The sequence below is a fragment of the Shewanella sp. AC34-MNA-CIBAN-0136 genome (assembly GCF_040309945.1).
In the GTDB taxonomy this organism is placed as follows: Bacteria; Pseudomonadota; Gammaproteobacteria; order Enterobacterales; family Shewanellaceae; genus Shewanella.
Map to the genome: position 1 here is coordinate 90015 of NZ_JBEOPJ010000010.1, position 24824 is coordinate 114838.

General features: G+C 42.6%; 24 protein-coding genes. 12 read left to right on the forward strand and 12 right to left on the reverse strand.

Annotated elements, in window-relative coordinates; translation table 11 throughout:
* Positions 1–13 precede the first annotated feature (13 nt).
* From AAEY94_RS11765 to metJ, 5 genes are all read right to left on the reverse strand, one after another.
* A complete protein-coding gene (locus tag AAEY94_RS11765) occupies positions 14–1408 on the reverse strand; it encodes a tetrathionate reductase family octaheme c-type cytochrome (protein WP_350978912.1) in 1395 nt (464 codons plus the stop codon).
* A gap of 62 nt (positions 1409–1470) precedes the next feature.
* Positions 1471–3183, reverse strand: coding sequence for a DUF3373 domain-containing protein (locus tag AAEY94_RS11770; protein WP_162023936.1), 1713 nt, complete (start codon positions 3181–3183; stop codon positions 1471–1473).
* Between the two features lie 148 nt (positions 3184–3331).
* Positions 3332–3661, reverse strand: a complete 330-nt coding sequence (locus AAEY94_RS11775; protein WP_101085111.1) for a c-type cytochrome — start codon at positions 3659–3661, stop codon at positions 3332–3334.
* Between the two features lie 364 nt (positions 3662–4025).
* Positions 4026–4766, reverse strand: coding sequence for a sulfite exporter TauE/SafE family protein (locus AAEY94_RS11780; protein WP_101085112.1), 741 nt, complete (start codon positions 4764–4766; stop codon positions 4026–4028).
* Between the two features lie 75 nt (positions 4767–4841).
* Positions 4842–5156 carry a met regulon transcriptional regulator MetJ gene (metJ, locus tag AAEY94_RS11785; RefSeq protein ID WP_011638970.1) on the reverse strand — a complete coding sequence of 105 codons (315 nt, stop codon included), beginning with the start codon at positions 5154–5156 and terminating at the stop codon, positions 4842–4844.
* A gap of 208 nt (positions 5157–5364) precedes the next feature.
* On the opposite strand from metJ, the gene metB reads away from it, so the two are divergent.
* The 3 genes from metB to AAEY94_RS11800 all read left to right on the forward strand — a co-directional run bounded on the left by metB (position 5365) and on the right by AAEY94_RS11800 (position 9433).
* Complete coding sequence (metB, locus tag AAEY94_RS11790; RefSeq protein WP_101085113.1) at positions 5365–6534, forward strand: cystathionine gamma-synthase; 1170 nt, start codon at positions 5365–5367, stop codon at positions 6532–6534.
* Positions 6535–6665: 131 nt separating this feature from the next.
* Complete coding sequence (locus AAEY94_RS11795; protein ID WP_350978916.1) at positions 6666–9059, forward strand: bifunctional aspartate kinase/homoserine dehydrogenase II; 2394 nt, start codon at positions 6666–6668, stop codon at positions 9057–9059.
* A gap of 167 nt (positions 9060–9226) precedes the next feature.
* Positions 9227–9433 (forward strand): hypothetical protein, encoded by a 207-nt coding sequence (locus AAEY94_RS11800; RefSeq protein WP_162023933.1) that lies wholly within the window; start codon positions 9227–9229, stop codon positions 9431–9433.
* A 299-nt stretch (positions 9434–9732) separates the two neighbouring features.
* Here the strand turns inward: AAEY94_RS11800 and AAEY94_RS11805 are convergent, their stop codons facing one another.
* A complete protein-coding gene (locus AAEY94_RS11805) occupies positions 9733–10224 on the reverse strand; it encodes a DUF1097 domain-containing protein (protein ID WP_162023932.1) in 492 nt (163 codons plus the stop codon).
* 538 nt (positions 10225–10762) lie between these two features.
* Between AAEY94_RS11805 and metF the strand changes: the two genes are divergently transcribed.
* The 8 genes from metF to AAEY94_RS11845 all read left to right on the forward strand — a co-directional run bounded on the left by metF (position 10763) and on the right by AAEY94_RS11845 (position 17385).
* Positions 10763–11647, forward strand: coding sequence for a methylenetetrahydrofolate reductase (metF, locus tag AAEY94_RS11810; protein WP_350978919.1), 885 nt, complete (start codon positions 10763–10765; stop codon positions 11645–11647).
* Positions 11648–11854: 207 nt separating this feature from the next.
* A complete protein-coding gene (locus AAEY94_RS11815; RefSeq protein WP_243756329.1) occupies positions 11855–12442 on the forward strand; it encodes a c-type cytochrome in 588 nt (195 codons plus the stop codon).
* Between the two features lie 10 nt (positions 12443–12452).
* Positions 12453–13571 carry a c-type cytochrome gene (locus AAEY94_RS11820; RefSeq protein WP_350978921.1) on the forward strand — a complete coding sequence of 373 codons (1119 nt, stop codon included), beginning with the start codon at positions 12453–12455 and terminating at the stop codon, positions 13569–13571.
* 179 nt (positions 13572–13750) lie between these two features.
* Entirely contained in the window at positions 13751–14023 is a 273-nt protein-coding gene (locus AAEY94_RS11825) for a cysteine-rich CWC family protein (RefSeq protein WP_350978923.1), read from the forward strand.
* Between the two features lie 54 nt (positions 14024–14077).
* A complete protein-coding gene (locus AAEY94_RS11830) occupies positions 14078–14443 on the forward strand; it encodes a cupin domain-containing protein (protein WP_101085119.1) in 366 nt (121 codons plus the stop codon).
* Positions 14444–14671: 228 nt separating this feature from the next.
* Positions 14672–15205 carry an SRPBCC family protein gene (locus tag AAEY94_RS11835; RefSeq protein ID WP_182744788.1) on the forward strand — a complete coding sequence of 178 codons (534 nt, stop codon included), beginning with the start codon at positions 14672–14674 and terminating at the stop codon, positions 15203–15205.
* Between the two features lie 204 nt (positions 15206–15409).
* Entirely contained in the window at positions 15410–16774 is a 1365-nt protein-coding gene (locus AAEY94_RS11840) for an alanine/glycine:cation symporter family protein (RefSeq protein WP_182744787.1), read from the forward strand.
* 212 nt (positions 16775–16986) lie between these two features.
* On the forward strand, positions 16987–17385 hold the full coding sequence (locus AAEY94_RS11845) for a hypothetical protein (RefSeq protein WP_350978926.1): 399 nt from the start codon (positions 16987–16989) through the stop codon (positions 17383–17385).
* A gap of 44 nt (positions 17386–17429) precedes the next feature.
* On the opposite strand, the gene AAEY94_RS11850 is transcribed toward AAEY94_RS11845, so the two are convergent.
* The 4 genes from AAEY94_RS11850 to AAEY94_RS11865 form a co-directional block, all read right to left on the reverse strand.
* A complete protein-coding gene (locus AAEY94_RS11850) occupies positions 17430–18539 on the reverse strand; it encodes an ABC transporter permease (RefSeq protein ID WP_101085123.1) in 1110 nt (369 codons plus the stop codon).
* Between the two features lie 11 nt (positions 18540–18550).
* Positions 18551–19522, reverse strand: a complete 972-nt coding sequence (locus tag AAEY94_RS11855) for an ABC transporter ATP-binding protein (RefSeq protein ID WP_101085124.1) — start codon at positions 19520–19522, stop codon at positions 18551–18553.
* Positions 19519–20490 (reverse strand): HlyD family secretion protein, encoded by a 972-nt coding sequence (locus tag AAEY94_RS11860; RefSeq protein ID WP_101085125.1) that lies wholly within the window; start codon positions 20488–20490, stop codon positions 19519–19521. Before AAEY94_RS11860 ends, AAEY94_RS11855 begins: the two co-directional genes overlap by 4 nt.
* 139 nt (positions 20491–20629) lie before the next feature.
* A complete protein-coding gene (locus AAEY94_RS11865) occupies positions 20630–21982 on the reverse strand; it encodes a flavohemoglobin expression-modulating QEGLA motif protein (RefSeq protein WP_192114152.1) in 1353 nt (450 codons plus the stop codon).
* A gap of 234 nt (positions 21983–22216) precedes the next feature.
* Here AAEY94_RS11865 and AAEY94_RS11870 point away from each other — a divergent pair, with 234 nt between their 5' ends.
* Positions 22217–23194 (forward strand): PDC sensor domain-containing protein, encoded by a 978-nt coding sequence (locus tag AAEY94_RS11870; RefSeq protein WP_101085127.1) that lies wholly within the window; start codon positions 22217–22219, stop codon positions 23192–23194.
* 84 nt (positions 23195–23278) lie between these two features.
* Here AAEY94_RS11870 and AAEY94_RS11875 read toward each other — a convergent pair whose 3' ends face one another.
* Positions 23279–23455 carry a PA3496 family putative envelope integrity protein gene (locus AAEY94_RS11875; RefSeq protein WP_011638952.1) on the reverse strand — a complete coding sequence of 59 codons (177 nt, stop codon included), beginning with the start codon at positions 23453–23455 and terminating at the stop codon, positions 23279–23281.
* Between the two features lie 368 nt (positions 23456–23823).
* On the reverse strand, positions 23824–24510 hold the full coding sequence (locus AAEY94_RS11880) for a TorF family putative porin (RefSeq protein WP_059745699.1): 687 nt from the start codon (positions 24508–24510) through the stop codon (positions 23824–23826).
* Positions 24511–24824: the final 314 nt, after the last annotated feature.

The window sequence follows — 24824 nt, forward strand, 5'->3', positions numbered from 1 at the left end:
GCTTATCTGAGTATTAGTCAGCTTTAGTATGTTTAATACCTTTACGATTTTTCATTGGGTCGCCATCATAACCAAGGGCTTTCCAATCCAAACGCTCGCCTTTGTTGTGGCAGTCATTACACTGTAGTGCCTTGTCTTTTGGTGACACCATGTGGTTGATGCGCCACCACATCTCAGTTTCAACAAAACCATGCTGGCCACTGTATTTGAGTCCTTTCTCTATCATGGTTGGGTTAGCTTCCATGCCTAATTTGGCTGCTAAGTCCCAATCAAACTTATCCCAGTAGCCACCTTCACCGTACGTTTTAGGGGTTATCAGAATATTAAGTTTAGCATCATAGATTTGCTTACCCGTGTGCACTTTAAATGGGTAGATTTTAGCTTTAGGGTCGCGAATATCACCTAATGGATAAGCTAATTTAACCGTTTTAGTGGGGTCCATTTTATCGCCAGCCATATACGCATCGGCGCGGCCATTAAACCAGGCATATTGTGGTTTAACGTCTTTTTGCCAAATAAAGCTGCCTTTCTTTTTCATAAAGGTGTGCTTGCCGTATTGGTCTGTTGTTTCAGGAAGATCTTGACCTGCCTGTGACCAATCCCAACGCATTTTGGTGGGTTCATTTTTAGCAAATGATGGTATATGACAAGTTTGACATGCTACCGTTTCCGAGTGGGTATTAAGCTTTGCATTTTTATGAGGCGCAGCATCATGGCAATTTACACAACCAATTTTGTTTTCCCCACCAGGTGATACGCCCATCGAGTTACCGGTAATTTGATGATTTTCAGTAACGTGACAAGTTTGACACTGGAAGTCATTGCCATCGGTATCCATGTGGACATCGGTCGCTTTATCTGGATAAGACATTGATGAGTCTAAATCGCCGTGTTTAACCGCATCACCACCGCCACCGTAAAAGTGGCAACTGCCGCAATTGTCACGCACGGGTGCACCTACATTTTGGGCAACATTGGCTAAATTGACTCTTGCTAAGGCCTCGCCTGCGCCCGCAGGATCTTTAATGTAAGTTCCCGTGGTGTCGTGACAGACTAAGCAATCGACTTTGGTCATGTCTTTAAAGTCGAATGTAGAATCTTTCCAACCATAACCTGCATGACAACTGGTACAACGCGGTTCGTTACCCGATATCGATACACAAAAGTTGTTAATACTGTTTTTTTTACCACGCATCACTGTGCGGTCAGGTAGTTTTTGCTCTAACTCCCAAGTCCAATGTGAAGATTTCATAAACTCTTCAGCATGTTCTTTATGGCAGGTTAAGCATTGTGTCGTCACTTCAGGGCCATTAGCAAAAGGCCCTTTCAGCGCCTCTTTATGGTTAAAGGCAGCCTGTGCGCTACTGCTTAATAACAGTAATACAGCCAGTGCTGATAATAGTTTCATGATATTTGTCCTTACCCCTGAGCTTGTGCTCAGGGGGGCCAAGTTAGAAGGTTAAGTTAGCGTTAGAAGTTAACGGTCAGTGAGGCATTGACGTCATAGGCGGTGTCAACAACGGGCAACATTGAGTACGCGCTACCGGCAATCACATCGTCAACCTTCATCGGTGCACCTACTGGTGAGCCACTTCCGGTATATTCATAGTCGTAATACAAACCGGCTAACTTGATAAACATTTTTGGATTAATATCAAAGATATAATAAGCTTCGGCAACGTGGCCACGAGTGGCTAACTTACTGCCGATTGGGTCGTCTTGTGCTTGGGTGAAGGGACTCCAGTATTTAGAACCGTAGTTATATTCCAAACCGAATTTGCCGTATGGTGCAGGAATTTGCATGCCCACATAAATGCCGTAACCATCTTTGGTGTCGCTATCAACGGTTTCTTTTGGCACCATAATGATTTCAGTACCAGTGCTGTTCAACTCTGCTTCAAATACTGCATCGCTTAACATGCCACCGAACAAACCAGCATTGCCGTTGGGTTCAGCACGAGTCCATCCTAATGAGGCAAACATTTTCAGGTCGTCATCGGTTTCATAGGCATAACCTAGGCCACCTAAGTACATATCACCAATGACACCGCTTGGTTGTACGCGGGTGACGAAGTTAAAGTTGTCGAATTTTTGCATGTCTTGATACATGGTTGGGGCAAAGATACCCGCCAGTTGAGTAGGGAATGCCATGGTGCCCGTAAAGCCATCATTGACATCTTTAGCACCGAATAAAGTGAACTGTAAGAAATGGTTACCGTCATTAATCACGTCGATATTAAACCCGCCGAGGTGGGTATCTTTAGTGATGATGTCACCAAACAATTCGCCATTGCCGTACTGTGATTCAAAGCCTTGGCCATAGCAAAAACGCACTGTTTGACCTTCAATACCGGTGATATCACCCAAGTTGTAACCTAAGGTAAGACCATCGAAGTTGAAATTGACTAAGTGACCTGATGGCGTGCCGCCTCTGAGTTCATTTTCACGATAATGATTTGGTGGACCGTACGTTGAAGGGCGACGTCCAATAGAAAGGTAAGTGCCACTACCATTAATGTCTTTCCAATTAAAATAGGCGCGCTCTACTTTTAACTCATCACCACTGGTGCTACCGCTACTGGTGCCGTCCATGGTGAATGAGTTCCATGAGTCGAATACTTTAACTCCAGCAGAGTCTCCCCAGCTCTTAAACATGGTTAAACGTCCTGCAAAGCTGACGTTATCCCACACTTTAGCGTCAATGTTTAGGCGTAAGCGCGTGGTGTAAAATATATCGTTATCAATGTCCTGTTGGGTTTTTTGGCCCAACAGCATTGGCATAACGCCTTGCAGCATACCGCTTTGAAACGCGCTGGCTAAATCAGGGTTTGCCATCATCATTTGGCCTAACGGTGAGGTAGCACTGTTTGGATCGCCAAATACTCCTGACATGGCTTTAGCGCCAAAGTCAGAAAAGTTAACGTTCATGGCTGGGTTCCAAGTGACGTTTTGATAATGTAATGAATGTGCTTTGGTTCTAAAATCACCCGTAATGGCTATTCTGTCTAAGGCTGTGTGACGCTCGGTTTTGTCAACTCGTGAATTTAAGTAATCAAGATCTTCATTAATAGTAGCCAGTTGTTGTTTAAGATCGGCAATCTTTTGTGCATCGGTATCTGCTGCTAGGCTTGCGCCGCTCATAAAGAGCGCGTTAGCCACTAATATTGAGATGAGAGTTCTCATGGTCTTTCTCCCCTTTATTTGCCAAATAACAAGGTCAATTTGGCAAATTTTTTGTGTCAGGATCCCTGAGGCTAAGCCTCACAGTTTTTTCGTTTGGTTTATTGGCTGATGTTTCGTTTAGAACGAAAAGATACTCAGCATTGATGATTTAGCCGCAAGTAGCTGGTTGGTCTGAATCGGCGGCGTGGTCATATAAAAACTGTTGAATATCTTTTATGTCTTTTTCTGATAAGGCTTCAAAAACGGCAGGTTTAGCTTTGTGCTTATCACGAGTAAAGAAACGATCCCATTGGCTCATGGTTTTGGTCATTGGGGTTAATTCAGGACCTTCACTGTTAGCGCTGTGGCAGGCTTTACATTCTTTTTTGTACAGGTGCTTACCTTTTTTAGGATTACCACCATCTGCGGCCATCACTTGGGTGCCAAGTGATAATGCCATAGCAACTGCGATACCAACTTTAATGTAAGTGTTCATCATTTTGTCCTCTGTCGGGCTTATTAGGGTTGTGCATTAACAGCATTTAATTATTTATTTGCTGTAAACAATGTTACCTAAAAGTGAGTAGTGTTAATTTGAAGTAGATCATATCCATGAGAAAAATCTAATTGAAAAAAAGTTAATTGAAAGAAATCTAATGAACTAGTGTGATGTGGATCTATTGCGCCAAGATGAGGATTTTGCTAGAGGAGATAAAAGTGGTTTTTTTGATACTTATTGATGGCGTTTTTAGGTGAGAAATAGACTGCTTGATAAATAGAAGGGGAAGATTTTAATCATTATTAGCGAACAAGCCCATTGATGGCTGGTTTTGTTTACAGGTACAGAATAGCTGATTAGCTGATTAGCTCATTAACGTGTTGGTCGACATAATCACTAACACAGTGGCACTAATACTACATAACACTAAGGTGACTATGCGGGTTTTATCTTTATCAACGCGGCCAATTAATCTACCTGAGACAAGATAACCAGCAACGACTGAAGGCAATAATAGCAGTGATAGCCATAAATGCTTCACTTCAACTAAGCCGACGATGGTTAGAATAGCTAAGGCAATTAATGAGCTAAACACGAAAAAGGCAGATAATGCCGCTCTAAACTGACCTGGGTCTTGGCCTGCAAGCAAAATGGCCATTGGTGGACCACCGATAGCAGCGATATTGCCAAATATGCCTGAAAATACCCCAGCGATAAATAAACTGAGGCGATTAATAGGGGCGGTAAAGCGAAAGATGCTAAGAATAACAGCAATAAACACAATGCCTGCAATCACTAAGCCTAGTATGGCTTGTGGGGCAAACAGCAATAATCCAGCGCCTAAAAACCCCCCAGGGATCCGCCCGAGTAAGGCATATTGCAAACCATTAAATTGTAGATGACCGCGTTCTCTAAATAAGGTCATTGCAGAAATGGCAAAGCCCATAACAATAATAGGAACAGGAACTAATTGAGGATTAACAATATACAGCAGCGGGCTTGCAACAACGGCTAACCCAAAGCCAATTAAGCTTTGGGTTAGCGCGCCAAAAAACACGATAATCGATGCCAGTATCAAGGTCGTTGGATCGATAAATGACATCATAAGTTCTCTTTAAAAACATGACGACTTCTTATTAGGGTCGTTTCAAAGTCTGTGAGGTATTGACTAATCAGTGAATTATTCGAGCTCTTCCCACTCGATACCCATATCATCCATTAACTTTTTCGCTTCACTTGGAATGCTATCAGGCTGATCTTTTGATAGATCACCGTCATAAGGTAATGGTTGACCTGTGTACGCATGCAAAAATGCTTCGCATAGCAGTTCACTGTTAGTTGCATGGCGCAGATTATTTATCTGGCGACGCGTCCGCTCATCCGTCAGTACTTTTAATACTTTTAAAGGGATAGAAACCGTAATTTTTTTTACTTGTTCATTTTTTTTGCCGTGCTCGGCATATGGGCTGATATATTCGCCATTCCACTCAGTCATTAACTTACCCTTAACGATAAATACGCTGCAGATTTTAAACCGTTACAATCTCTAGTCAAATTATTGCTACTATTTAATCCCGATTGCAAATAGATTTCTTGATGTTTAGACGTCTAAACGTCTATTTAAGTTGACGGATGGGGATCTCTTAGGTAAATTTGGACGTCTAGACATCTCTTTGTGTGTTTGTGAAATTTTAGGAGTTACCATGACTAAGCATCAAAACGCCACATTGGCCGTTCGCCAAGGTATTGAAACAGACACACAACATGGTGCTATCGTGCCACCGATTTATTTATCGACCAATTATTCATTCGATGGCCACAATAATCCGCGCGAGTTTGATTACAGTCGTTCGGGTAATCCTACTCGATGTATTTTAGGTGACGCACTCGCCAAACTCGAGCAAGGTGCTACCGGCGTGGTGACATGTACCGGCATGGCGGCGATTACATTGGTGACTAGCTTACTTGGCCCAGAGGATTTATTGGTTGTGCCGCACGATTGTTATGGTGGCAGTTACCGCTTATTTACTAATTTGGCCAAAAAAGGCCAATTTAAGTTATTGGTTGTTGATCAAACTGATGCGCAAGCGCTGAGCAAAGCGATAGCTCAAAAACCGAAAATGGTGTGGTTAGAAACGCCATCGAATCCTTTATTGCGGGTGGTAGACATTAATGCCATTAGTATCGCTTGCCATGACGTTGGCGCGCTAGTGACAGTCGATAACACCTTTTTATCACCAATATTACAGCAGCCATTATTATTAGGTGCAGACATTGTGATTCACTCAACCACCAAATACATCAATGGTCATAGCGATGTGGTCGGTGGGGCTGTAGTGGCTAAAGATCCTCAAGTGGGTGAGTTGTTACATTGGTGGTCAAATACTCTTGGGCTTACGGGTTCAGCATTTGACAGTTATTTAACCTTGCGAGGCTTACGTACTTTAGCGGTACGAATTCGTGAGCATCAACGTAATGCACAAAAGATTGTTGAGTTACTCAGCGCCAGTGATGTGGTGGCCAAGGTGTATTATCCGGGTTTAAAAGACCATCCAGGTCACGAAATTGCGGCAAAACAACAACAAGGCTTTGGTGCTATGTTAAGTTTTGAGTTAATCGGCGGCGAAGCGGAAGTAGTGGCATTTTTAAAGGCGCTGTCGTTGTTTAGTGTTGCCGAAAGTTTAGGCGGGGTGGAAAGTTTAGTCGCCGTTCCGGCCACTATGACCCATCGAGCAATGGACCCACAAGCAAGGCAAGAGGCTGGTATTAAAGAGACTTTATTGAGACTATCTGTCGGTATTGAAGATGCAGATGACCTCTTGGCCGATATTCAAGCAGGCCTAGCAGCTGTTGCCGCGATAAAATCAGCTTAATTCGAGTTTAAGTTAGCTGTGGTTTCGACCAAATTGGGTAAAATAGCAAAACATGCACTTGCAACACTATTGGTTTCAAAATAGAAGTCTAGCAGTCGCAACAAAAGTCGTAGTTGTTTAAGGAGTCAGTAATGACGCGAAGTCATTTACATAAGTTTGGTGGTTCAAGTTTAGCGGATGCAGATTGCTATCGCCGTGTTGCACATATTCTACTTACGCATGGTCAGAGTGATGATTTAGTTGTGGTATCCGCCGCCGGAAAAACGACTAACTTCTTATACAAATTATTGAGCCTGCGTGACAGCGGTCAGTTGTGGCAAGAAGAGCTGCAAATTCTGATCAGTTACCAGCAGACGTTAATTGAACAATTATTATCAAACGAGCAAGCGCGTGATTTACGCGAACGTTTGTCTACCGACAAATCTCAGTTAGTCAGCTTATTATCTTTAGAGCAACGTAACGATTACCAATTAAACCAAGTGGTGAGTTTTGGTGAACGTTGGTCGGCGCGCTTAATGGCCGCTTTGTTAAGAGAAATGGGCGTAGCTGCGACTCATGTCGATGCGTGCTCTATTTTGGTAGCCGATGAAGGTGCCGTACCCAATATTTTAGTGGCTGAGTCTCGTGACAAGGTACAAGCCTTATTAGCCTTGCACCCGCAAGAGCGTTTAGTGATCACCGGCTTTATATGCGCTAACCGCCACGGCGATACCTTATTGCTGGGTCGCAATGGTTCTGATTTTAGTGCCACCTTAATTGCCAGCTTAGCTGACATTGAACGTGTGACCATTTGGACCGACGTTGAAGGGGTATTTAACGCCGACCCGAATAAAATTAATGATGCTAAATTACTCAAGAGTATGTCACTCGCAGAAGCCGATCGCCTAGCGCGCCTGGGCTCTCCTGTACTGCATTCTCGTACCTTACAGCCACTGTTTAATACTGAAGTGAGTTTAGCGGTACGCTCAAGCTATGCTTCACACACTGACTTTACTTTAATCGCGCCACTGAGTTCATCAGCGAGTGCGCCTGTGGTCACTAACTTAAATGAAGTGGTGTTGTTTAGTTTTAAAATGAACGCAGATATTGAACCATTGTTGGCTATTTTAGAAAAAGCAGGTATCACACCGTTAGCTTATTGGTCGCTAGCACAACATAAGTTTGAGTTGGCGTTAACGCTTGAAAGCCAAAAACAAGTGCAAGCTTTGCTCACTCAATACAGCAGTGAATTTTTGATTGAAGAATTGAGTGCCCAAACTGACTTAGGCCTAGTGGCATTAGTCAGTGCCGATGCTCATCACTTTAGACGCAGTTTTGCCCGACTACTCAGTCGTGATGCCAAACCGATTTATCAAGATGCATTAAGTTTGGTCACTTTAGTCCCGCAAGCTCAAGTGAGTTTATTGACCCAAAAAGTACATCGTCGTTGTGCTGGACCAAGAATGCGTATTGGAGTGTTATTGCTGGGAGTGGGTAACATTGGTGAGGCGTGGATTGATTTGTTTAAACGCGCCAGTCCAGCATTAGATCATGAACTCGAAGCCTCTGTTGAGTTAGTTGGTTTAGTTGGTTCGAAAAAAGCGTTAATTTCTAACGACGGAATTAACCTTGAACAATGGCAACAAGATTATCAACAGCAAGGTATTGAATGGGATTATGATCAACTGTTTGATCAATTAGCGCAGTTATCATGCGATGAAATTGTCGCCTTAGATATCAGTGCGAGTGCCGCCTTAACCTTACAATATCCCGAGCTATTTGCCCGTGGTATTCATGTGGTAAGTGCCAATAAATTAGCCGGCTCAGGGCCATTGCCATTTTATCGTGAATTAAAGCAGCAGCTGAGTAATCGCCGCTTATTTTGGCGCTATAACGCCAGCTGTGGCGCAGGTTTACCTATTCAACATGCGTTAAATGACTTACGTAATAGTGGTGACACTATTGAAGCCGTGGGTGGTATTTTCTCGGGCACGTTATGTTGGTTGTTCGAAAATTATGATGGCAGTAAGCCGTTCTCAGAATTAGTACTGCATGCTCGCAGTTTAGGTATTACTGAACCGGATCCACGCGATGACTTATCTGGCCGCGATATGCAACGTAAGTTGTTAATCTTGGCTCGCGAGATAGGTTTAGCGGTAGAGCTAGACGATATTAGTCTTAACTCATTAGTGCCTCAAGCTTTAGCAGAGTTGTCACTAGAAGATTTTTTAGCGCGCATCAGTGAGTTAGACGATGATTTGTTGCAGCAGTATGTCGCTGCAGCTGAACAGAACAAGGTGCTACGTTATGTGGCTTCGCTGGATAAAGTCGAAGGTAAGTTACAGGCTGAAGTGGGTTTGCAGTGGGTTGATAATAATCATCCTTATGCGAATTTAACCCCAGGGGATAATGTGTTTGTTATTCGCAGTGCGTTTTATCAAGGTAATCCATTGATTATTCGCGGTCCAGGGGCTGGGCGTGAGGTGACTGCTGCGGCTGTGCAGTCGGATTTGGTGCATATTTGCAAAGACTTGTTGCAAGAGTAGTTTTGTTAAAAAAGACCATTATTAATGGTCTTTTTTTATGTCATCTCGGGAATGTTTGAGAGCTGAAATTCAGCTCTTTTCTTTATTTGCCGCAAACCGCTCAACGCATAAATACTAAAATGTTAGATGACAAGTGTTCACATCTTGAAATGGAGTTCAAAATAATTATGAAAATCAAAGTATTTACTAAAGTGTTAAAACCTAAACTAAGCTTTTGGATGAAACCGATAGAACAAGCTGATTGTGGTTTACAAGACGAAATTAATTTATGGTTATCCACACAAACATCTATAGAAATCACCGAAATTAAACAAACTCAAAGCGGTGGGTCATTTATGCCAGCGACGTTAAATATTACCATTTGGTATCAGTAATCTAATGAGACTGTTCCATGTAAGCTTAATCATCTCCTCGACATAAACGAACAATAGATAATAAAAATGAATAGGTAGCATAAAGCTGCGTCCTTATTCTAAGTGCTGAAAAAGCTCAATAATAGAAGGGCTTAAACTTTTTATTATATGAATATCCGATCGAGAGTTCGACCAATTTGAAGTGATGTTTATGGATACTATTTTTGCGAGTCTTTAAAGATTGGCCCAGTCTTTAGTTATCTTTATTTATTCTCAGGTAACGAATACTCTTAAGGCGACACAATCTAAGTCGCCTGTGCTTAGGCTTCTTCTACTGCGTCATCTTTTAATGATTCAGCTGTTTTATCGGTTAACGTTATTAATAGGCCTGTGAGTAGGCTCATGCTGTAACCGAGTACGGCGCCGATAATAAGTGGTGGAATGATAGCGGCTAGATCAGCATTTAAGGCAAAAGTGATGCAACAACCGATAAAGGTGCCGGGAATAAAGGCGAAGTTTTTATTACTGGCTTGTAAGCACATAAATGCGGTGACAATGCCTGTTAATGCATAGCTGATCATTGGCGAACCTAGAACACCGCTGCCTGCAATAATTAACCAGCCCCAGAATACACCGGAAAGATTGGTCATCATCGCCATCATCATGCCTTTAGCGCCAGTTTCCGTTTGAGCGAAAAAGGTACTGCAGCCCAGAAAGCCGACCCATGTCACGAGATGAAATACATCAGCAAGACCAGCCCAAACAGCTGCTAATAAACCAGCAGAAATTGCAATTTGCCAACGATGCGCCATGGTTGCCTCACAAAAGATTAAAATTAGAACGGTGAGTTCTAAATTTAGCACAATAAACTAAATTTAGGCAGTTAGGTTTTACAAAAGTCGATCCAGTTCGCAAATAAAAGCAACTGCTAATAAAACCAAACGTTATGCACTCGATAATTGTGAGAGAGTCATCATGTCTACCGCACATTAACACCAGATATAGTCACTAATGCTATTAACTTTGTTAGAACCTAAGTGTTAGCGCACTTTTTAAAAAATAATTTGAACATTATCAAATGACACTGTTTGCAGGCTGATGAACAAAAAGCCTGCAGATAGATGAACAAACGGCTGTTTTCAGCCGTTTTATATTGTCTATGATTTAGGCCTAGCGTTAATGTGATTATTACAAATTGCTTATTGATGGTTTTTTAGCTTGACTTAGTATGCAGTTAAACTAGTATATGGACATATAGACGTCCAAACGGCCAAATGATTTAGGTTAAGTTAATCATTTAAGCTGATTGGTATAGACTCCTAAGTGTTACAGAAGTTAAAGGAATACATTATGGCTTTTCATCATGCACAACATGCCCAGTCGTTAAATCAGAGCTTGTCTGAGCTGAATGATATTAATGTGTCTTTTGAGTTTTTTCCGCCATCAACGCCAGCAATGGAAGATATTTTGTGGAATTCTATTCGTCGTTTAGAACCATTGAACCCTAAATTTGTATCAGTAACATACGGTGCCAATTCAGGTGTACGTGATCGTACTCATAGCGTGATTGAACGTATCCAGAAAGAAACCAATCTACTCGCTGCGCCGCATTTAACCTTGGTTGATGCTAGTGATGAAGAATTGGTTGAGCTGGCAAAGCATTATTGGAATTCTGGTATTAGAGACATTGTGGCATTGCGCGGTGATTTACCTGACGGTAGCCCAAAACCAACTCGCTTTGCCAATGACTTAGTGCGTTTACTGCGCTCAGTGGCCGACTTTGATATTTCGGTAGCAGCGTATCCTGAAGTGCATCCTGATGCGCGTAATGCGCAGGCCGATTTAATTAACTTAAAGAAAAAGATTGATGCAGGTGCTAACCGCGCCATTACTCAATTTTTCTTTGATGTTGAATCCTACTTACGTTTTCGCGACCGTTGCGTTACAGCTGGTATAGATGTTGAGATTATTCCAGGGATATTACCTGTGACTAACTTTAAACAAACTAAGCGTTTTGCTGGCATGACCAATGTCGCCATTCCACATTGGTTACATCGTCAATTTGAAGGTTTAGATGACGACCCTGCAACACGTCAATTAGTGGGTGCCAACGTTGCTATTGATATGGTGAAAGTATTGTCCCGTGAAGGTGTTAAAGATTTCCATTTTTATACCCTTAATCGTGCAGAATTAACGTATGCCATTTGCCATACATTAGGCGTGCGTCCAAAGTAGTACAGTGTAAAATTCACTCAATTAAAACCCCGTTAATGGTTCCATTAACGGGGTTTTTGTTTAAATATTCGACGTTTGCCGTATTCTTTTTTGAATATATTTAGCCTATGGTGGTAAGACAATAACCAATAACCAATAACGAATGACTAAAGAGGTGTGATGATGAAAACATCCTTTTACAAGCTCGCTGCATTGGCTGGCATAACGATGCTAACTGTTATGACCGCAGAAGCTGCAGAAACAACTTCCCCACAACTGCCGGTTCCTGCTGCGGCTCAGCTATGTACTTCTTGCCACGGTGCACAAGGTCAAGGTATCGACATTATTGGCCCTCGTTTAGCAGGCTTATCTGCCGATTACATCAGCAATCAACTTGCGTTATTTCATGCAGGTAAACGTCAAAATCCAACCATGTTAGCAATGGCTGCAACGGTGCAAGGTGACAATATTGCTGTGGTAGCGCAATATTTTAGTCAGCAACCTGTTGCTGACATTCCGCTCCAATTTCGCGGTGACAAGGTTGGTATTAGCGATCCGTTCGAAAAATTAGCCTTTCAAGGTGACTGGTCACGTACCATTCCAGCATGTGTTAGTTGCCATGGTCCATCTGCCGTGGGTGGCGGGCAGTTTCCTCGTTTAGCGGGGCAGCAAGCCAGTTACCTTAAAACCCAATTATTAGCCTGGCAAGAGGGCTCTCGTACAGGCGATGCTGATAACATGATGGGCAATATTGCGCTGAAATTAACGGCTGCCGAAATCGATGGGTTATCTCAGTTTTTTGCCAATATAAAATAAGGACATGGCCATGAAATTATTATCGCTATTGACCATTGGCGCTCTGTTTAGCTTGCCTTTACAGGCCGATGAATTATTGACCGAAGTTCCGGCTAAGCCTACTGCGGTAAAATCGTCAGAGTCTTCGACGACACTACCCGATCGCCAAGCTGCATTACCTGCGCTGGAGAAAAAAGTTGATGCTGTTTATCTTCAACCCGCACCATTAACTGCTATTCCCGAGGGGGATTTTGGTGACAAGGTTCGGTTAGGTTATCAATTGTTTGTTAACACCCAACAGCTACGAGACAAGTACGTTGGCAATGAGCTCAATTGTGTTAACTGCCATATGAATTCAGGACGACAAGCTAATTCGTCGCCTTTATGGGCGGCATACTTTGCTTACCCTGCTTATCGTAAGAAAAACGATAAAGTAAACTCTTTTCAAGAGCGTATACAAGGTTGTTTTACCTATTCAATGAACGGTAAAGCTCCGGCGGCAAACTCTCCTGAACTTGTGGCAATATCGGCCTATTCTTACTGGTTGGGCATGAGCGGATTAATGGATCAATACAAGGTTGCAGGCCCAGTGCCTGAGTTGTCTGATGTGGAGTTGGTTAAAGGCGGTAAACGGGATGATTTCCCAATGCCAGCAGCTATTGCTAAACATTTGGATACTGCAGTGTTAAGCCAGCTTCCTGGGCGCGGCTATCCGAAAACACCTCAACCTGAACTGGCTTATTCTCCTGAACGTGGTCAGCTAGTTTATCAAGCACATTGCCAAGTTTGTCATAGTGAAGATGGCCAAGGACAAGTGATTGCTGGTGTTACTGCATTACCACCATTATGGGGAGCTCAAAGCTATAATTGGGGTGCAGGCATGCATAGGGTAAATACAGCTGCTGACTTTATTTATGAAAATATGCCGTTAGGCAAAAGCGTGCAATTAACGGTTCAGCAAGCTTGGGATGTAGCGGCTTACCTTAATTCGTTTGATCGGCCACAAGATCCTCGTTTTAACGGTGATGTGAGTAAGACTCAAGCCATCTATCATAAGCACCAAGGATATTATGGCCAATCCGTTGCCGGCAAGCCTGTTTTGGGCACTGCTTCGTATCCGGTTTTCCCGCTTAAAAATAATATAAAGTAATTATATTTGCTTAGTCTAAACCATTAATCTTTGTCAGTTATACCCATTAAGTTAACGCTTAATGGGTATTTTTATTGGTTGTTAATTCATTTTCAGAAATGTAATACGCAGAGCGCTTATTGAGCATGATGATAAATGTCAGTATATTCAGTCATCATCATCACCATATAGGCTGGGCAATGACATTATTTACTTCAGCAGCACAATCGTGCCCACTTTGCCAGCAAGCTAACGGTTGTGCGATGGAGCAAGGATTAGCCATTGATGCATGCTGGTGTGCTAAGCAAACGTTAGACATGCCATTGATTATTGAGCAGTACAAAGCCGCATCTACTTTGGTTGATTTACCTAATGGCCAATGTGTTTGTCAGTCATGTATGACTAAATTGGTGCAACAATTCAACATAGACCCCGTTGAAACTTATTCACCAGAACCAGAACTCAAACCATAACTATAGCCATAACTATAACCATAATCATAATTACCATTCATTAGGGGCGTTTCTATGCCAACGAAAGTGATCAATTTCAATGACAAGTTCTCTTTGTTCGACCAGCATTGGTCTCCTCGTGTAATTGCAGAAATGAATGACTATCAATTTAAATTGGTTAAAGTCGAGGGTGAGTTTGTTTGGCATGAACATGCCGATACTGACGAAGTGTTTATTGTAATGGAAGGAACGTTGCAGATCGCTTTTCGCGATCAGGACATTACGCTTCAGGCAGGGGAAATGTTTGTTATTCCTAAGGGGGTTGAGCATAAACCCATGGCGAAAAAAGAATGCAAGATCATGATTATCGAACCTCGAGGTGTCGTCAATACGGGTGAGATAGATAGCGATCGAACTGCGTTAAATGATCAGTGGATATAAAGCAGACCCTTTCTGGTCATTTATGACAGACCTCTGCTCATGCGATCGCATTTCATGCAATAGCCGCTGGTGTGACGTCAACACGATGTTTAATGAGAAGCCATTGTTAACCCAATGTTAATTTTTATTGTTAGCCTGCTGTTAGTCGGTATACTGAGGAGATTGCGTGTTGGCCCTTAAGCCAAAAAGTCTGACATATAACGCTATGTATACTAGAGGATAATAATAATGCTTAGAAAAATTCTCGTTGCTGTCGCGACTATTATAGCGATCCCTTTTGTTGTCGCCCTATTTGTTCAAAAAGACTATTCAGTCACTCGTACTATCACCATAGATAAACCGATCTCCGAGGTTTTTGATTACGTTAAACATCTAAAAAACCAAGATAATTTTAGTAAGTGGGCGCAAATGGATCTCGAGATGGTGAAAGCCTACCGCGGTACCGATGCGACAGTAGGCTTTGTGTCTGCTTGGGCAAGTGAAAACCCAGATGTAGGTGTTGGCGAGCAAGAAATTATTGCCATAGATGAAGGTAAACGTATCGATTTTGAATTACGGTTTATTTCACCCTTTGAAGCGACCGAGCCTGCCTATATGAGCACTACAGCCGTTAATGCTAATCAAACTAAAGTTGATTGGGGTTTTAGTGGCCATTTTGCTTATCCAACTAACTTAATGTTTTTGTTTATCGATTTTGAAACCATGATAGGTGCTGATTTACAGCAAGGTCTAGAGTCATTGAAAGTGGTACTCGAAAAATAATTTGTATGTGCATGAGCTAATGAATCATCTTGAAGATGATTCATTAGCTCATGCAGTGGCTTGCCATGGTTAACTTAATCGGGGTAATCTAAAAAATGCAATCGTTGCAGTGGAGTTGGGCCACCGTAACCATAATAAAAATAACCAAACATCTAATAATTATAATATTCGACATAAGTCATTACTCATTATGAGGTTTTTTACATGGAAGCAGTCACGCAATTTGTCAGTATGATTAACAGTATAGTATGGGGCGTTCCCATGCTGATTTTGATTTTAGGAGTAGGGCTGTTTCTGTCGATAGGCTTAAAATTTATGCCTATTTTAAAGCTGAATCGAGGTTTTAAATTATTATGGTCGGGTCGTCAGGTTACTGATGAAAGTGAAAAAGGTGATGTCAGTCCGTTTAATGCTCTCATGACTTCATTATCGGCCACCATTGGTACGGGTAACATCGCTGGTGTGGCTACGGCGATTTTTATTGGCGGACCCGGGGCATTATTTTGGATGTGGTGTACGGCGCTCGTGGGTATGGCGACTAAGTTTTCGGAAGCTGTGCTGGCGGTAAAATATCGTGAGACAGATGCTAACGGTAACCATGTTGGCGGCCCGATGTATTACATCAAAAATGGTTTAGGCAGTAAATGGGCCTGGTTAGGCACTGCATTTGCTCTGTTTGGATCTATTGCCGGTTTTGGTATTGGTAATACTGTACAAGCTAACTCAGTCGCTGATGCAATGAGCAGTAACTTTGGTGTACCTAATTGGGTTACTGGTGTGGTGTTAATGGTGCTAGTGGGTGCGGTACTCATGGGCGGTATTAAACGTATTGCTGAAGTGGCGGGTAAGTTAGTGCCATTGATGACGGTATTTTATATTACCGCAGGTTTAGCGGTATTGATTGTATATGCAGACGAAGTACCTGCTGCTTTTATGTTGATTATTGAAAGTGCCTTTAACCCAGTAGCAGCTCAAGGTGGTTTTGCGGGTGCAGCGGTATGGGCTGCGATTCGTTTTGGTGTGGCACGTGGTGTATTTTCAAATGAAGCGGGGTTAGGGAGTGCGCCAATTGCCCATGCGGCGGCGCAAACGAATAACCCAGTGAAACAAGGTTTAGTGGCCATGTTAGGGACGTTCATTGACACGCTCATTGTATGTTCAATAACGGGCTTGGCGATTGTGGTTTCTGGTGCGTGGACATCTGGCGAAAACGGCGCTGCATTAACCTCTCTTGCATTTTCACATGCTTTGCCCATGGGTAATTATATTGTGGCCATCGCATTGGCTGTGTTTGCCTTTACCACTATTTTGGGTTGGAGTTTTTACAGTGAAAAATGTATTCAATACTTATTAGGCGATAAAGCCGTAAAACCATTTCGTCTAATCTGGACCTTGGTTGTGCCTTTGGGTGCTGTAAGCTCATTAGAGTTTATTTGGTTATTAGCCGACACGTTGAATGCGATGATGGCGATTCCAAACTTAATTGCGTTAGTGCTATTAAGCCCTGTGGTATTTGGCTTAACCCGTGAATACTTTATCAAGCAACGCGCACTAAAAGCCAAAGCATAGTGTGAGTAAATCGTGTGGGTAAAATAGTGTGGGTAAATAGTGCAGGTGCATTGTTCGGATAATTTGTTCGGATAATTTGTTTGGCTGAATCGCTTGGCTAAATCATTCAGCAATCGCCGGATAATGGCACCGAGCAATATAATTCAACAATAATAATAGCTAAGCATGTTTATCAGTACATTGACAAACATGCTTTTTTAAAAGGATTTTTTATGAAGCACGTTTTTTTTACTGCCTCTGTTGCCGCCATCTTGAGTATGGTATTTGTGTCGGGTTGCTCTAACCTGTCACTGCGAACCAATGCGGGTACAATTGCGCTAGGCAATGCCACAATAGCTGGAGTTGATACCTACACCTCAGCAGAAATGTCTAGGTTCAAAGCACAGTTTCTTGGCGATGTGACCACGTCATATTGTGAAAATTCATCGGATCCTGAAAAGTTAGATGATCTTCCAAGTTTGTCTTCAATGACTAAGTCACTCAAATTACAAGTGACTCAACGAGGCGGTAATGCCATTGTGTTGAAGCAATGTGGCAAAGTTAATTACCCGTCTTGTGCTGTTTATTTAGAGTGTAACGGCGAGGCATATGTCATCGACCGTAGCTTATAACTAGACCCATTTTTCTAGCGCCTATTGGAGTCATGCAATAGGCGCTAATCTAATCGTTTACTGAATCGCATTGCTGCAATCCATAATCCAATGACTGTAAAACCCACTAGCCATAACACATCGCTAATTAACTCACCCAACGTCGCCCCTTTTAACACAATCGCTCGGATCACCCGCATAAAATGGGTCCCTGGTAGTGCTTCGGCAATCCATTTGGCTGCCGTCGGCATGGCTTCTAATGGGGTGATAAATCCAGAGAGTAATATGGTCGGTAATAATACAAAAATGGTCATTTGCATGGCTTGTAGCTGGGTTTTTGCAATAGTGGAAATGATTAACCCTAATGTCAGACTCGCGGTAATAAACAGTAAAGTGCCTAATAATAAATGACTGATAGCGCCATTGATGGGCACTGCAAAAATAATATTGCCCAAGCCCAAAATAATGGTCATTTGCACTAAGCCGATGACAATGTAGGGCAATATTTTTCCAATCATTAGTTCTATTGGTTTAATCGGAGTGGTGATTAATAATTCAAGATTACCGCGTTCACGCTCACGAACGATGGCTGATGAAGTAAACAGTACCATGGTCATGGTCAGAATGACGGCGATTAAACCTGGAACAATATTTACCGCTGATCGCTGCTCCGGATTATAAAACAAGCTAACTTCAAACCGAGATTGGCTGCTGGTTTGCTCCGGTACAATATCGTTGAGCGATAGGTTTCGCAGTTGCTTTATCGCGCCAGCAATCATGGTGTCTGAACCATCGACTATCCATTGGCCAATCGGTTCATTGCGAGCGATTTTTTCGTTCAACGTAGGCGGTAAAATTAATGCCGCTTTAATGTCGCCACGGCGAATAGCAGCCTGAGCTTGCTCGGCTGTGGTGAGATAGGATGTGACTTCCACTACCTGGGTGACTTTTACCGCCTCGACTATCCAGCGCCCTGCTGCTGAGTCACTTTGATCAACAATAGCGACTGGTATTGCCCGTACATCAGTATTGATGGCATAGCCGAATAACAACAGCTGGATCAGCGGGATCATTATCACCATAGCAAAGGTAATTCGATCGCGCATAAGCTGCTTAACTTCTTTAGCGGTAATGGCGTGAATGCGCATGTAGCTATGGCGAATACTGTTCAGCATGTTGTTAGCCCTTATGTTGCTTCATGGGAGGCTGGAACACGCTGTCCAGTATGACTGACAAACACGTCTTCAAGATTAGCGCTAACCAAGTGAATATCTTGCAGGTTAACGGGGCGATTATGCTGTTGGCACTGATGCAGTAGCCAAGAGATAGGATCTGCCACTTGTTTGCTGACCAAGACCCGTAATCTATGGCCTAACTGCGCCGCAGAGGTCACTTCAACGTGACTGATTAATGCTTGTTTTAAGGGCCTTAAATCAGTGGTGTTGATTTCAACCACATGGGCATTGATGTTATCCATTAATGCTTTTGGCGTGTCATCTGCTCTGATCCTGCCTTTTTCCATAATGGCAATTTTATGGCAGCGTTCGGCCTCATCCATATAATGGGTAGTCACTAAAATACTGGTGCCTTGTTCAGATAAATCGAACAGTTGCTCCCAAAAGTCACGCCTGTTTTGTGGATCAACGGCTGAGGTGGGTTCATCTAAAAACAGTAACTTAGGTTGATTTAAACAGGCGCATGCAAGGGCCAATCGTTGTCTTTGTCCACCGCTGAGGGTGCCAGCCAGTTGATGTTGATACTGGCTTAGCTTGTAAGTGCTTTGCAGTTGATCAATGCGTTTTTTGCAGGTGCTACTGTCGATACCATAGATTCGGCCAATAAATTGCAGGTTCTCTGTAACCGTTAAGTCATCGTAGAGAGAAAACTTTTGGGTCATATAACCAATGTTATGGCGTAATGCTTCAGCCTGCTCCGGGATGGCTAACCCCATGACATTGATGGTGCCTTCGGTGGGAGTGAGTAAACCGGTTAACATTCTAATGGTGGTTGATTTACCACAGCCATTTGGGCCTAAAAACCCATAAATGTTGCCTTTCGGCACCAATAAATCTAATTGCTCGACCGCAGCAAAGTCGCCAAATTTTTTGGTGAGGCCATGAGCTTGAATTACCCATTGTGGGTCTACGGATGGTGTCATTTTTGTGTCGGCAATATAACTTGGGCTGGTATGCCCGTAGGTAGCTCGCTGGCCGAACTGTCTAAATTGACTTCAGCTAGAAAAGCTAATCGTGACCGATCTGATTGATTCAGCGCGTAGTAGGGGGTAAATGCTGGTTCAGTACTTATCCAACGCAGTGTGCCGTTAAATGTGCCGTCGATACCATCTACACTGACCGACAACGTTTGGCCAATGTGAAGTTTGGCAGCATAGGGTTCAGGTATATACACTCTGGCGTAGGGCGCTGCATCAGCTTGAATAACTGCAACGATTGCACTCAGTTGGACGCGTTCGCCTACATTGTAAGGTAAGTTATCTAGCTTACCGCTGCGAGTTGCACGAATGCTTAAGTCGCTGTAAACCTGCTGCTCGTAACGTAGGTTGGCATTGGCAGCATCGAGTGCCGCTTGTGCTTGAAAAATATCTTCTTGGCGAACACCTTTGATTAATATAGTTAGCCGATCGTTGGCGGCGTCATATTCTGCATTGGCTTGATCGCGAAGCGCTAAAGCACGATCGCGTTCTGCTTCACTGACTAGATTTTTTAATAATAAACTCGCGCTGCGTTGATAAGACTTTTGTGCTTCTATTTTGGCGGCGTTAGCACTTTTTAATGCCGAATTGGCACTGGCGATATCTTCAGGGCGCTCGCCATTGGTGAGTTTTAGTAAGTAGGCTTGGGCTTTGACCACTTCGGCTTGCATTACCGCTAAGCGCGCGGCTTGTTTTTGGGTATCAAATTGGACTAATAAATCACCGGCGTTGACTTGCATGCCTTTTTTAATGGGTTGTGCAGTAATGATTTCTGCGGCGGTTGAACGAAGAATGACTCGATCGCGCTCTAAGGTACCTAATGCTTGTGAAGGGGTGGCTGGGGTGCAGCCACTTATTAATATCAAGCTGGAGAATAACGTTGAAAATAACGCTGAAAATAGAATGTGTTTCATAGTAAGTCTCAACCATCGTGGTCATTACACTATAGCAAACTTGTCGTGTAACAATGCATTAGCTTATTTGATGATTGCACTTGTAAAGCCAGCTAAGTGTGACCTATGCCACACTTAGCGAGTTTCCTTTGTTTACTCTTTATTCGAAGTTGTTATCAAATTCTGAATCTTCAAATAAGTCGACAGCAGAAGTCGGGACAACATTTTTGAATTGGCGTGCAAAATGACGTTGCACCCCTTTTAAGTCGATATTGCCGATACCAGACGCAAAACCAAACCAAGCATACAGACCGCTAATGTCTTCAAACATCGGAGGTAAATATTTAGGGTGGGCAATAATGCCTTCTTGGTAAGCTTGATACAGAACAGGAATGTCTTCGATGGCTAATTTACCCAAAAACAGCATTGGGATTAGTTCTGGTAAACCTGTGCTGATGGCGCTACGAATAAAGTTAATGTTTTCAACATAACCGCGTACGTAGGATATATCTTTAGTGAAAAAGCTGCCACCACCAACCATGCCACCACGAAACACCCGTTGAGTAACACGATAACTGTCTTTTGAACTCAGGTTGAGGTTTCTAAAGTATCGATAGACTTCAATAAAGTCGGCACCTTGTTCTGCCATGTCGACAGCAGATACTCGATCGCTAATTCGACGAGCACGGCCTGGATTTGAGCTTAATGTCAGCATTTCCATCAACACTGCTAAGCCTTCCTGCGACGCTGTCACTCGTGGTGAACCAACACTGAGCCAAGTTGCATGTGGTTGCGCCCGACCATTAAGTGTGGTGCCCACATGCACCCAGCCTTCGTGCACTTCATATACATTGAGATCCGATTCGCTGAACATGGCGCGGGTATTGAGCTTAACGGTATCGCCACCTACTGCCGCATCAGAGACAATACCATCGCTCAATTTAACGTGAATTTCATCGTTATGAAAATACTTCACTAAGCGTTCGCTAAGAATAGTTACCGCTTCAGGGGCGGTCACAATTTTAGGATGACGGCTACTCATGTGACGCGCTGCTGGCAGCGAAAATATATGGCTTAAGCGATCGCCCAGTTGGCGTACCGTATGACGATCGCCATGTAATTTGTCGCTCGCACTGCCGTATAGCTCTTGGCTGAGTTTACCAAACATTGGCTTGCCGCGGTTATGCAGCATGTCTATTACTATTCGATATTGGTCAATGTTAGCCAGTAAAATTTTACCTAGCTTATCGCGTTTGCCTAAACCTCGCTCAACGGCATTTTTTAACCCTTGAAGGTCGGTCTGGGTCTGATCTGCGTTAAATGATAAAGGAATCGATTGATAGAAATCATTACTGACGTTGGGTAATTCTTTGCTTTGTTTGGCTAAAAAGTCATCTTCAACTTGTCTTGGCCATTTTATCGAATCCAAAATTTTAATCGGTGCTTGGATGCGAATTAATTCATCAGAAAAACGACGAATATCTTGTTGATAACGCAATAAAGAGTCAGACATTGTCTTTTCCTAATCTTGAGAATGTTGTAAGCAGTATTAGCACTTATATTAGCAGATGTTGATCGCAAAACGGCAATGAAAAAATACCTCAAATGTAGCACTGTTTTGGTGCGACAAATCAGTTTATATCGCAACCCCTTTTAGTCATATTATTTAAGTCTATAAAAATTATAGATTATTTATTTGGCATTAAAACTGCTTTAGCTAAAGTAGTCTTGATTAAAAGGAAAACCTATGGCAGCGATGAGCTATTTAAGTGTGATTGAGCGTTACCATGAATATGAACACTTGGTACACGAATTATTAGAATCGATTTTGATCGGTGTGGGAGACATTAATCTATTCGAACAGCCTATTTCAGCTAAAATTTTTGAAGATATGGCGATTAGTTATCCCTTTGTGGAACTCATTTATTTACTTGATCAGCAAGGGATGCAGATTTGCCCTAATATCAGTGTCATTAATCAGCAAGTTAAGCTAATGGCTTGCGGTCATCATGCTGACCGAAGTCAGCGACCTTATTTTACTCAATTGACTGCCATCGACACCGTTCATATCACTCGACCTTATTTATCTAACTCCGGTGGTGGGCTGTGTTTGTCGGCATCACAAATGATTAAATCGGCCTCTGGGCAAGTGGTTATTGTGGTTATTGATGTCAACCTAACACGATTGATCGAGTTTATGATGGGCGACAGTGCTCGGCGTAAAATGTCACCGTTTTTTAAAAGCATTTATGCTGCAATTGTACTGTGTCTGTTTGTGTTGGTGAGTGTACTTATGTGGACCGTGATCCGCGATATTTATACCTTATTTAGCCAAATATCTGCGACCCATGATCCGCTACAGCCCTTTGGTATTATCATTTTTCTTACATTGGCATTAGCTATTTTTGATTTGGGTAAAACCATTTTGGAAGAAGAAGTGCTTATGCATAAAGATATCTTCCGCCACAGTTCGACCCGAAGAACGATTACGCGGTTTATTTCGACCATTTTGATCGCGATTTCAATTGAAGCTTTGCTGACCATGTTTAAAGCGTCGCTGGGAGAAAAGCAATATATTGAACCAGCCATTCTGATGATGTTGGCGGTCGTTGGGCTATTGGTTGGGTTAGGGATATATGTGTACTTAGGGGCCAAAGCTGAGCTGCTACTCACACAAACACAAGCCGGTAAGCACACTAGGCGCGTACAAACTAAGAGTGAATAGGCGATTAATTAGCGCTTAATAGTGTTTAAGTTCGCTCGCTTAAAATAGACAGGGATAAACGACATTAGCGTTTATCCCTATTTTTTAGAAAAAGTCGTCGTCACCAATCGCTTTACGTAATTGAGCTTGTTCGAGGAAATCTTCTAACCTGCGTTTTACTTGGCGTTTATGTTGTAATGTTTCTGCGGATTTAACGTTTCTAGGCGTTGTCATCGCGTCCATTTCTGTGTCATCAGGCACTCTTTCACTAAGATTAGCCATAACAAAACCCTCATGTTGAATAAAAGCGTGGTATTAATTCAATGAGCATTTTCTAACTAAAAAAACCTAAATAGGGAAGTAAAATATTTTTCCTCAGTTGGACAGCTATTTTTACCTTTCTCTTTGAGCTTAGCAGTAAATGTTTTTCTTGCTAGTAAAACAAATTAGCTTGTGCGAAGAGTATGCTTGTGATCAACTATTCTGGATGTGCTGATGTGCTGATGTGCTGATGTGCTGATGTGCTGATGTGCTGATGTGCTGATCGTAGATAATGCTCCGCTTTCAATACAGATAAAAAAACGCCACCTTTAACTAGGTGGCGTCGATATGAAAAATACAGCAAAGCGCATATGCGATAGGTTGACTCGTTATAGGCTAAAGCCATATGAGTAGCCTAAAACGACTTTAGCATCATTGTCCGGTAAGTCCGTGTCAGAGGCCATAAATGAGACAGTTCCTAGGTCTGTTTCAGCGCTTAATGTGACGTTGTAGTCTGCATAGGTGTCGCCGAATAAATCTTCAACGACATCGCCTTGTGAGTAACCGTAGTGGAACGCAATGCTGAGCTTTTCTGTTAACGGGAAACTGGCATTGGCTTGGATATAGTTCCAATCTGTTTCGTCACTTGCACCTGACACATCAGAATCAGCGTTGATCACTTGAGAATAACCCACATCTAACCATTTCCATCCAAGTACTAAGGCTACTTCACCAAAATCAATACTTCCACCAGCATCTGGGTAAGCATAATAAAGATAACTGATGTCGTAAGTTAGGTCTTCAGTAAAGTTACCGCCATAACCACCATAAAGATCTAATTCGTAGCTGGTTTCATCACCGAAATCGACATTCGATACCCAAGTACCAGCATAAAATCCAGAGTCATGAGCATAGTCAATGCCGCCTTGAACGGCCGCTTCATTATTGGTTTGCGTGGTGCCACGCCATAAGTAGTTCGATGTTGCGCCAATATTGCCAGTGACTTCAGCAAGGGCAGAGCCGCTTAGTAATAAGCCTGTTGATAATGCAATAGCTTGATATAGTGATTTTTTCATCTTCATCCCTTAAAGTTTTATTATCACTGAGGCATTTATGTGTCATTAAATGAGCTCAATGTTGGTTTGTCTGAAGATCAATTAGCGAATCGCATGCCAATATTTTTTTATTATTTAAATTAGTGGGTTATATAATACTGGATCATTTTGTTGCATCTTTGTTGCCGCTAAATGATGCACTAATGCACTTTTATTGTGCAATGATACTTTGGGCTTAGGTATTTGCTTATATTGAGTCGATTAGCGTTTAGCGTTTTGCTGTGCGAAAGAAGGGATTCTGAAGTGATCTATATTGTTCATGTAACTCAGGCATC

Bases quoted from the DNA above. Each gene is read 5' to 3' on its own strand.
- AAEY94_RS11850 (WP_101085123.1), bottom strand. From the start codon at position 18,539: ATGCTGAACAGTATTCGCCATAGCTACATGCGCATTCACGCCATTACC.
- AAEY94_RS11800 (WP_162023933.1), top strand. From the start codon at position 9,227: ATGAAAATCAAAGTATTTACTAAAGTGTTAAAACCTAAACTAAGCTTT.
- AAEY94_RS11835 (WP_182744788.1), top strand. From the start codon at position 14,672: ATGCTTAGAAAAATTCTCGTTGCTGTCGCGACTATTATAGCGATCCCT.
- metB (WP_101085113.1), top strand. From the start codon at position 5,365: ATGACTAAGCATCAAAACGCCACATTGGCCGTTCGCCAAGGTATTGAA.
- AAEY94_RS11870 (WP_101085127.1), top strand. From the start codon at position 22,217: ATGGCAGCGATGAGCTATTTAAGTGTGATTGAGCGTTACCATGAATAT.
- AAEY94_RS11765 (WP_350978912.1), bottom strand. From the start codon at position 1,408: ATGAAACTATTATCAGCACTGGCTGTATTACTGTTATTAAGCAGTAGC.
- metF (WP_350978919.1), top strand. From the start codon at position 10,763: ATGGCTTTTCATCATGCACAACATGCCCAGTCGTTAAATCAGAGCTTG.
- AAEY94_RS11875 (WP_011638952.1), bottom strand. From the start codon at position 23,455: ATGGCTAATCTTAGTGAAAGAGTGCCTGATGACACAGAAATGGACGCG.
- AAEY94_RS11825 (WP_350978923.1), top strand. From the start codon at position 13,751: ATGACATTATTTACTTCAGCAGCACAATCGTGCCCACTTTGCCAGCAA.
- AAEY94_RS11775 (WP_101085111.1), bottom strand. From the start codon at position 3,661: ATGATGAACACTTACATTAAAGTTGGTATCGCAGTTGCTATGGCATTA.
- AAEY94_RS11795 (WP_350978916.1), top strand. From the start codon at position 6,666: ATGACGCGAAGTCATTTACATAAGTTTGGTGGTTCAAGTTTAGCGGAT.
- AAEY94_RS11815 (WP_243756329.1), top strand. From the start codon at position 11,855: ATGCTAACTGTTATGACCGCAGAAGCTGCAGAAACAACTTCCCCACAA.
- AAEY94_RS11770 (WP_162023936.1), bottom strand. From the start codon at position 3,183: ATGAGAACTCTCATCTCAATATTAGTGGCTAACGCGCTCTTTATGAGC.
- AAEY94_RS11805 (WP_162023932.1), bottom strand. From the start codon at position 10,224: ATGGCGCATCGTTGGCAAATTGCAATTTCTGCTGGTTTATTAGCAGCT.
- AAEY94_RS11820 (WP_350978921.1), top strand. From the start codon at position 12,453: ATGAAATTATTATCGCTATTGACCATTGGCGCTCTGTTTAGCTTGCCT.
- AAEY94_RS11780 (WP_101085112.1), bottom strand. From the start codon at position 4,766: ATGATGTCATTTATCGATCCAACGACCTTGATACTGGCATCGATTATC.
- AAEY94_RS11840 (WP_182744787.1), top strand. From the start codon at position 15,410: ATGGAAGCAGTCACGCAATTTGTCAGTATGATTAACAGTATAGTATGG.
- AAEY94_RS11830 (WP_101085119.1), top strand. From the start codon at position 14,078: ATGCCAACGAAAGTGATCAATTTCAATGACAAGTTCTCTTTGTTCGAC.
- AAEY94_RS11855 (WP_101085124.1), bottom strand. From the start codon at position 19,522: ATGACACCATCCGTAGACCCACAATGGGTAATTCAAGCTCATGGCCTC.
- AAEY94_RS11860 (WP_101085125.1), bottom strand. From the start codon at position 20,490: ATGAAACACATTCTATTTTCAGCGTTATTTTCAACGTTATTCTCCAGC.
- AAEY94_RS11880 (WP_059745699.1), bottom strand. From the start codon at position 24,510: ATGAAAAAATCACTATATCAAGCTATTGCATTATCAACAGGCTTATTA.
- AAEY94_RS11845 (WP_350978926.1), top strand. From the start codon at position 16,987: ATGAAGCACGTTTTTTTTACTGCCTCTGTTGCCGCCATCTTGAGTATG.
- AAEY94_RS11865 (WP_192114152.1), bottom strand. From the start codon at position 21,982: ATGTCTGACTCTTTATTGCGTTATCAACAAGATATTCGTCGTTTTTCT.
- metJ (WP_011638970.1), bottom strand. From the start codon at position 5,156: ATGACTGAGTGGAATGGCGAATATATCAGCCCATATGCCGAGCACGGC.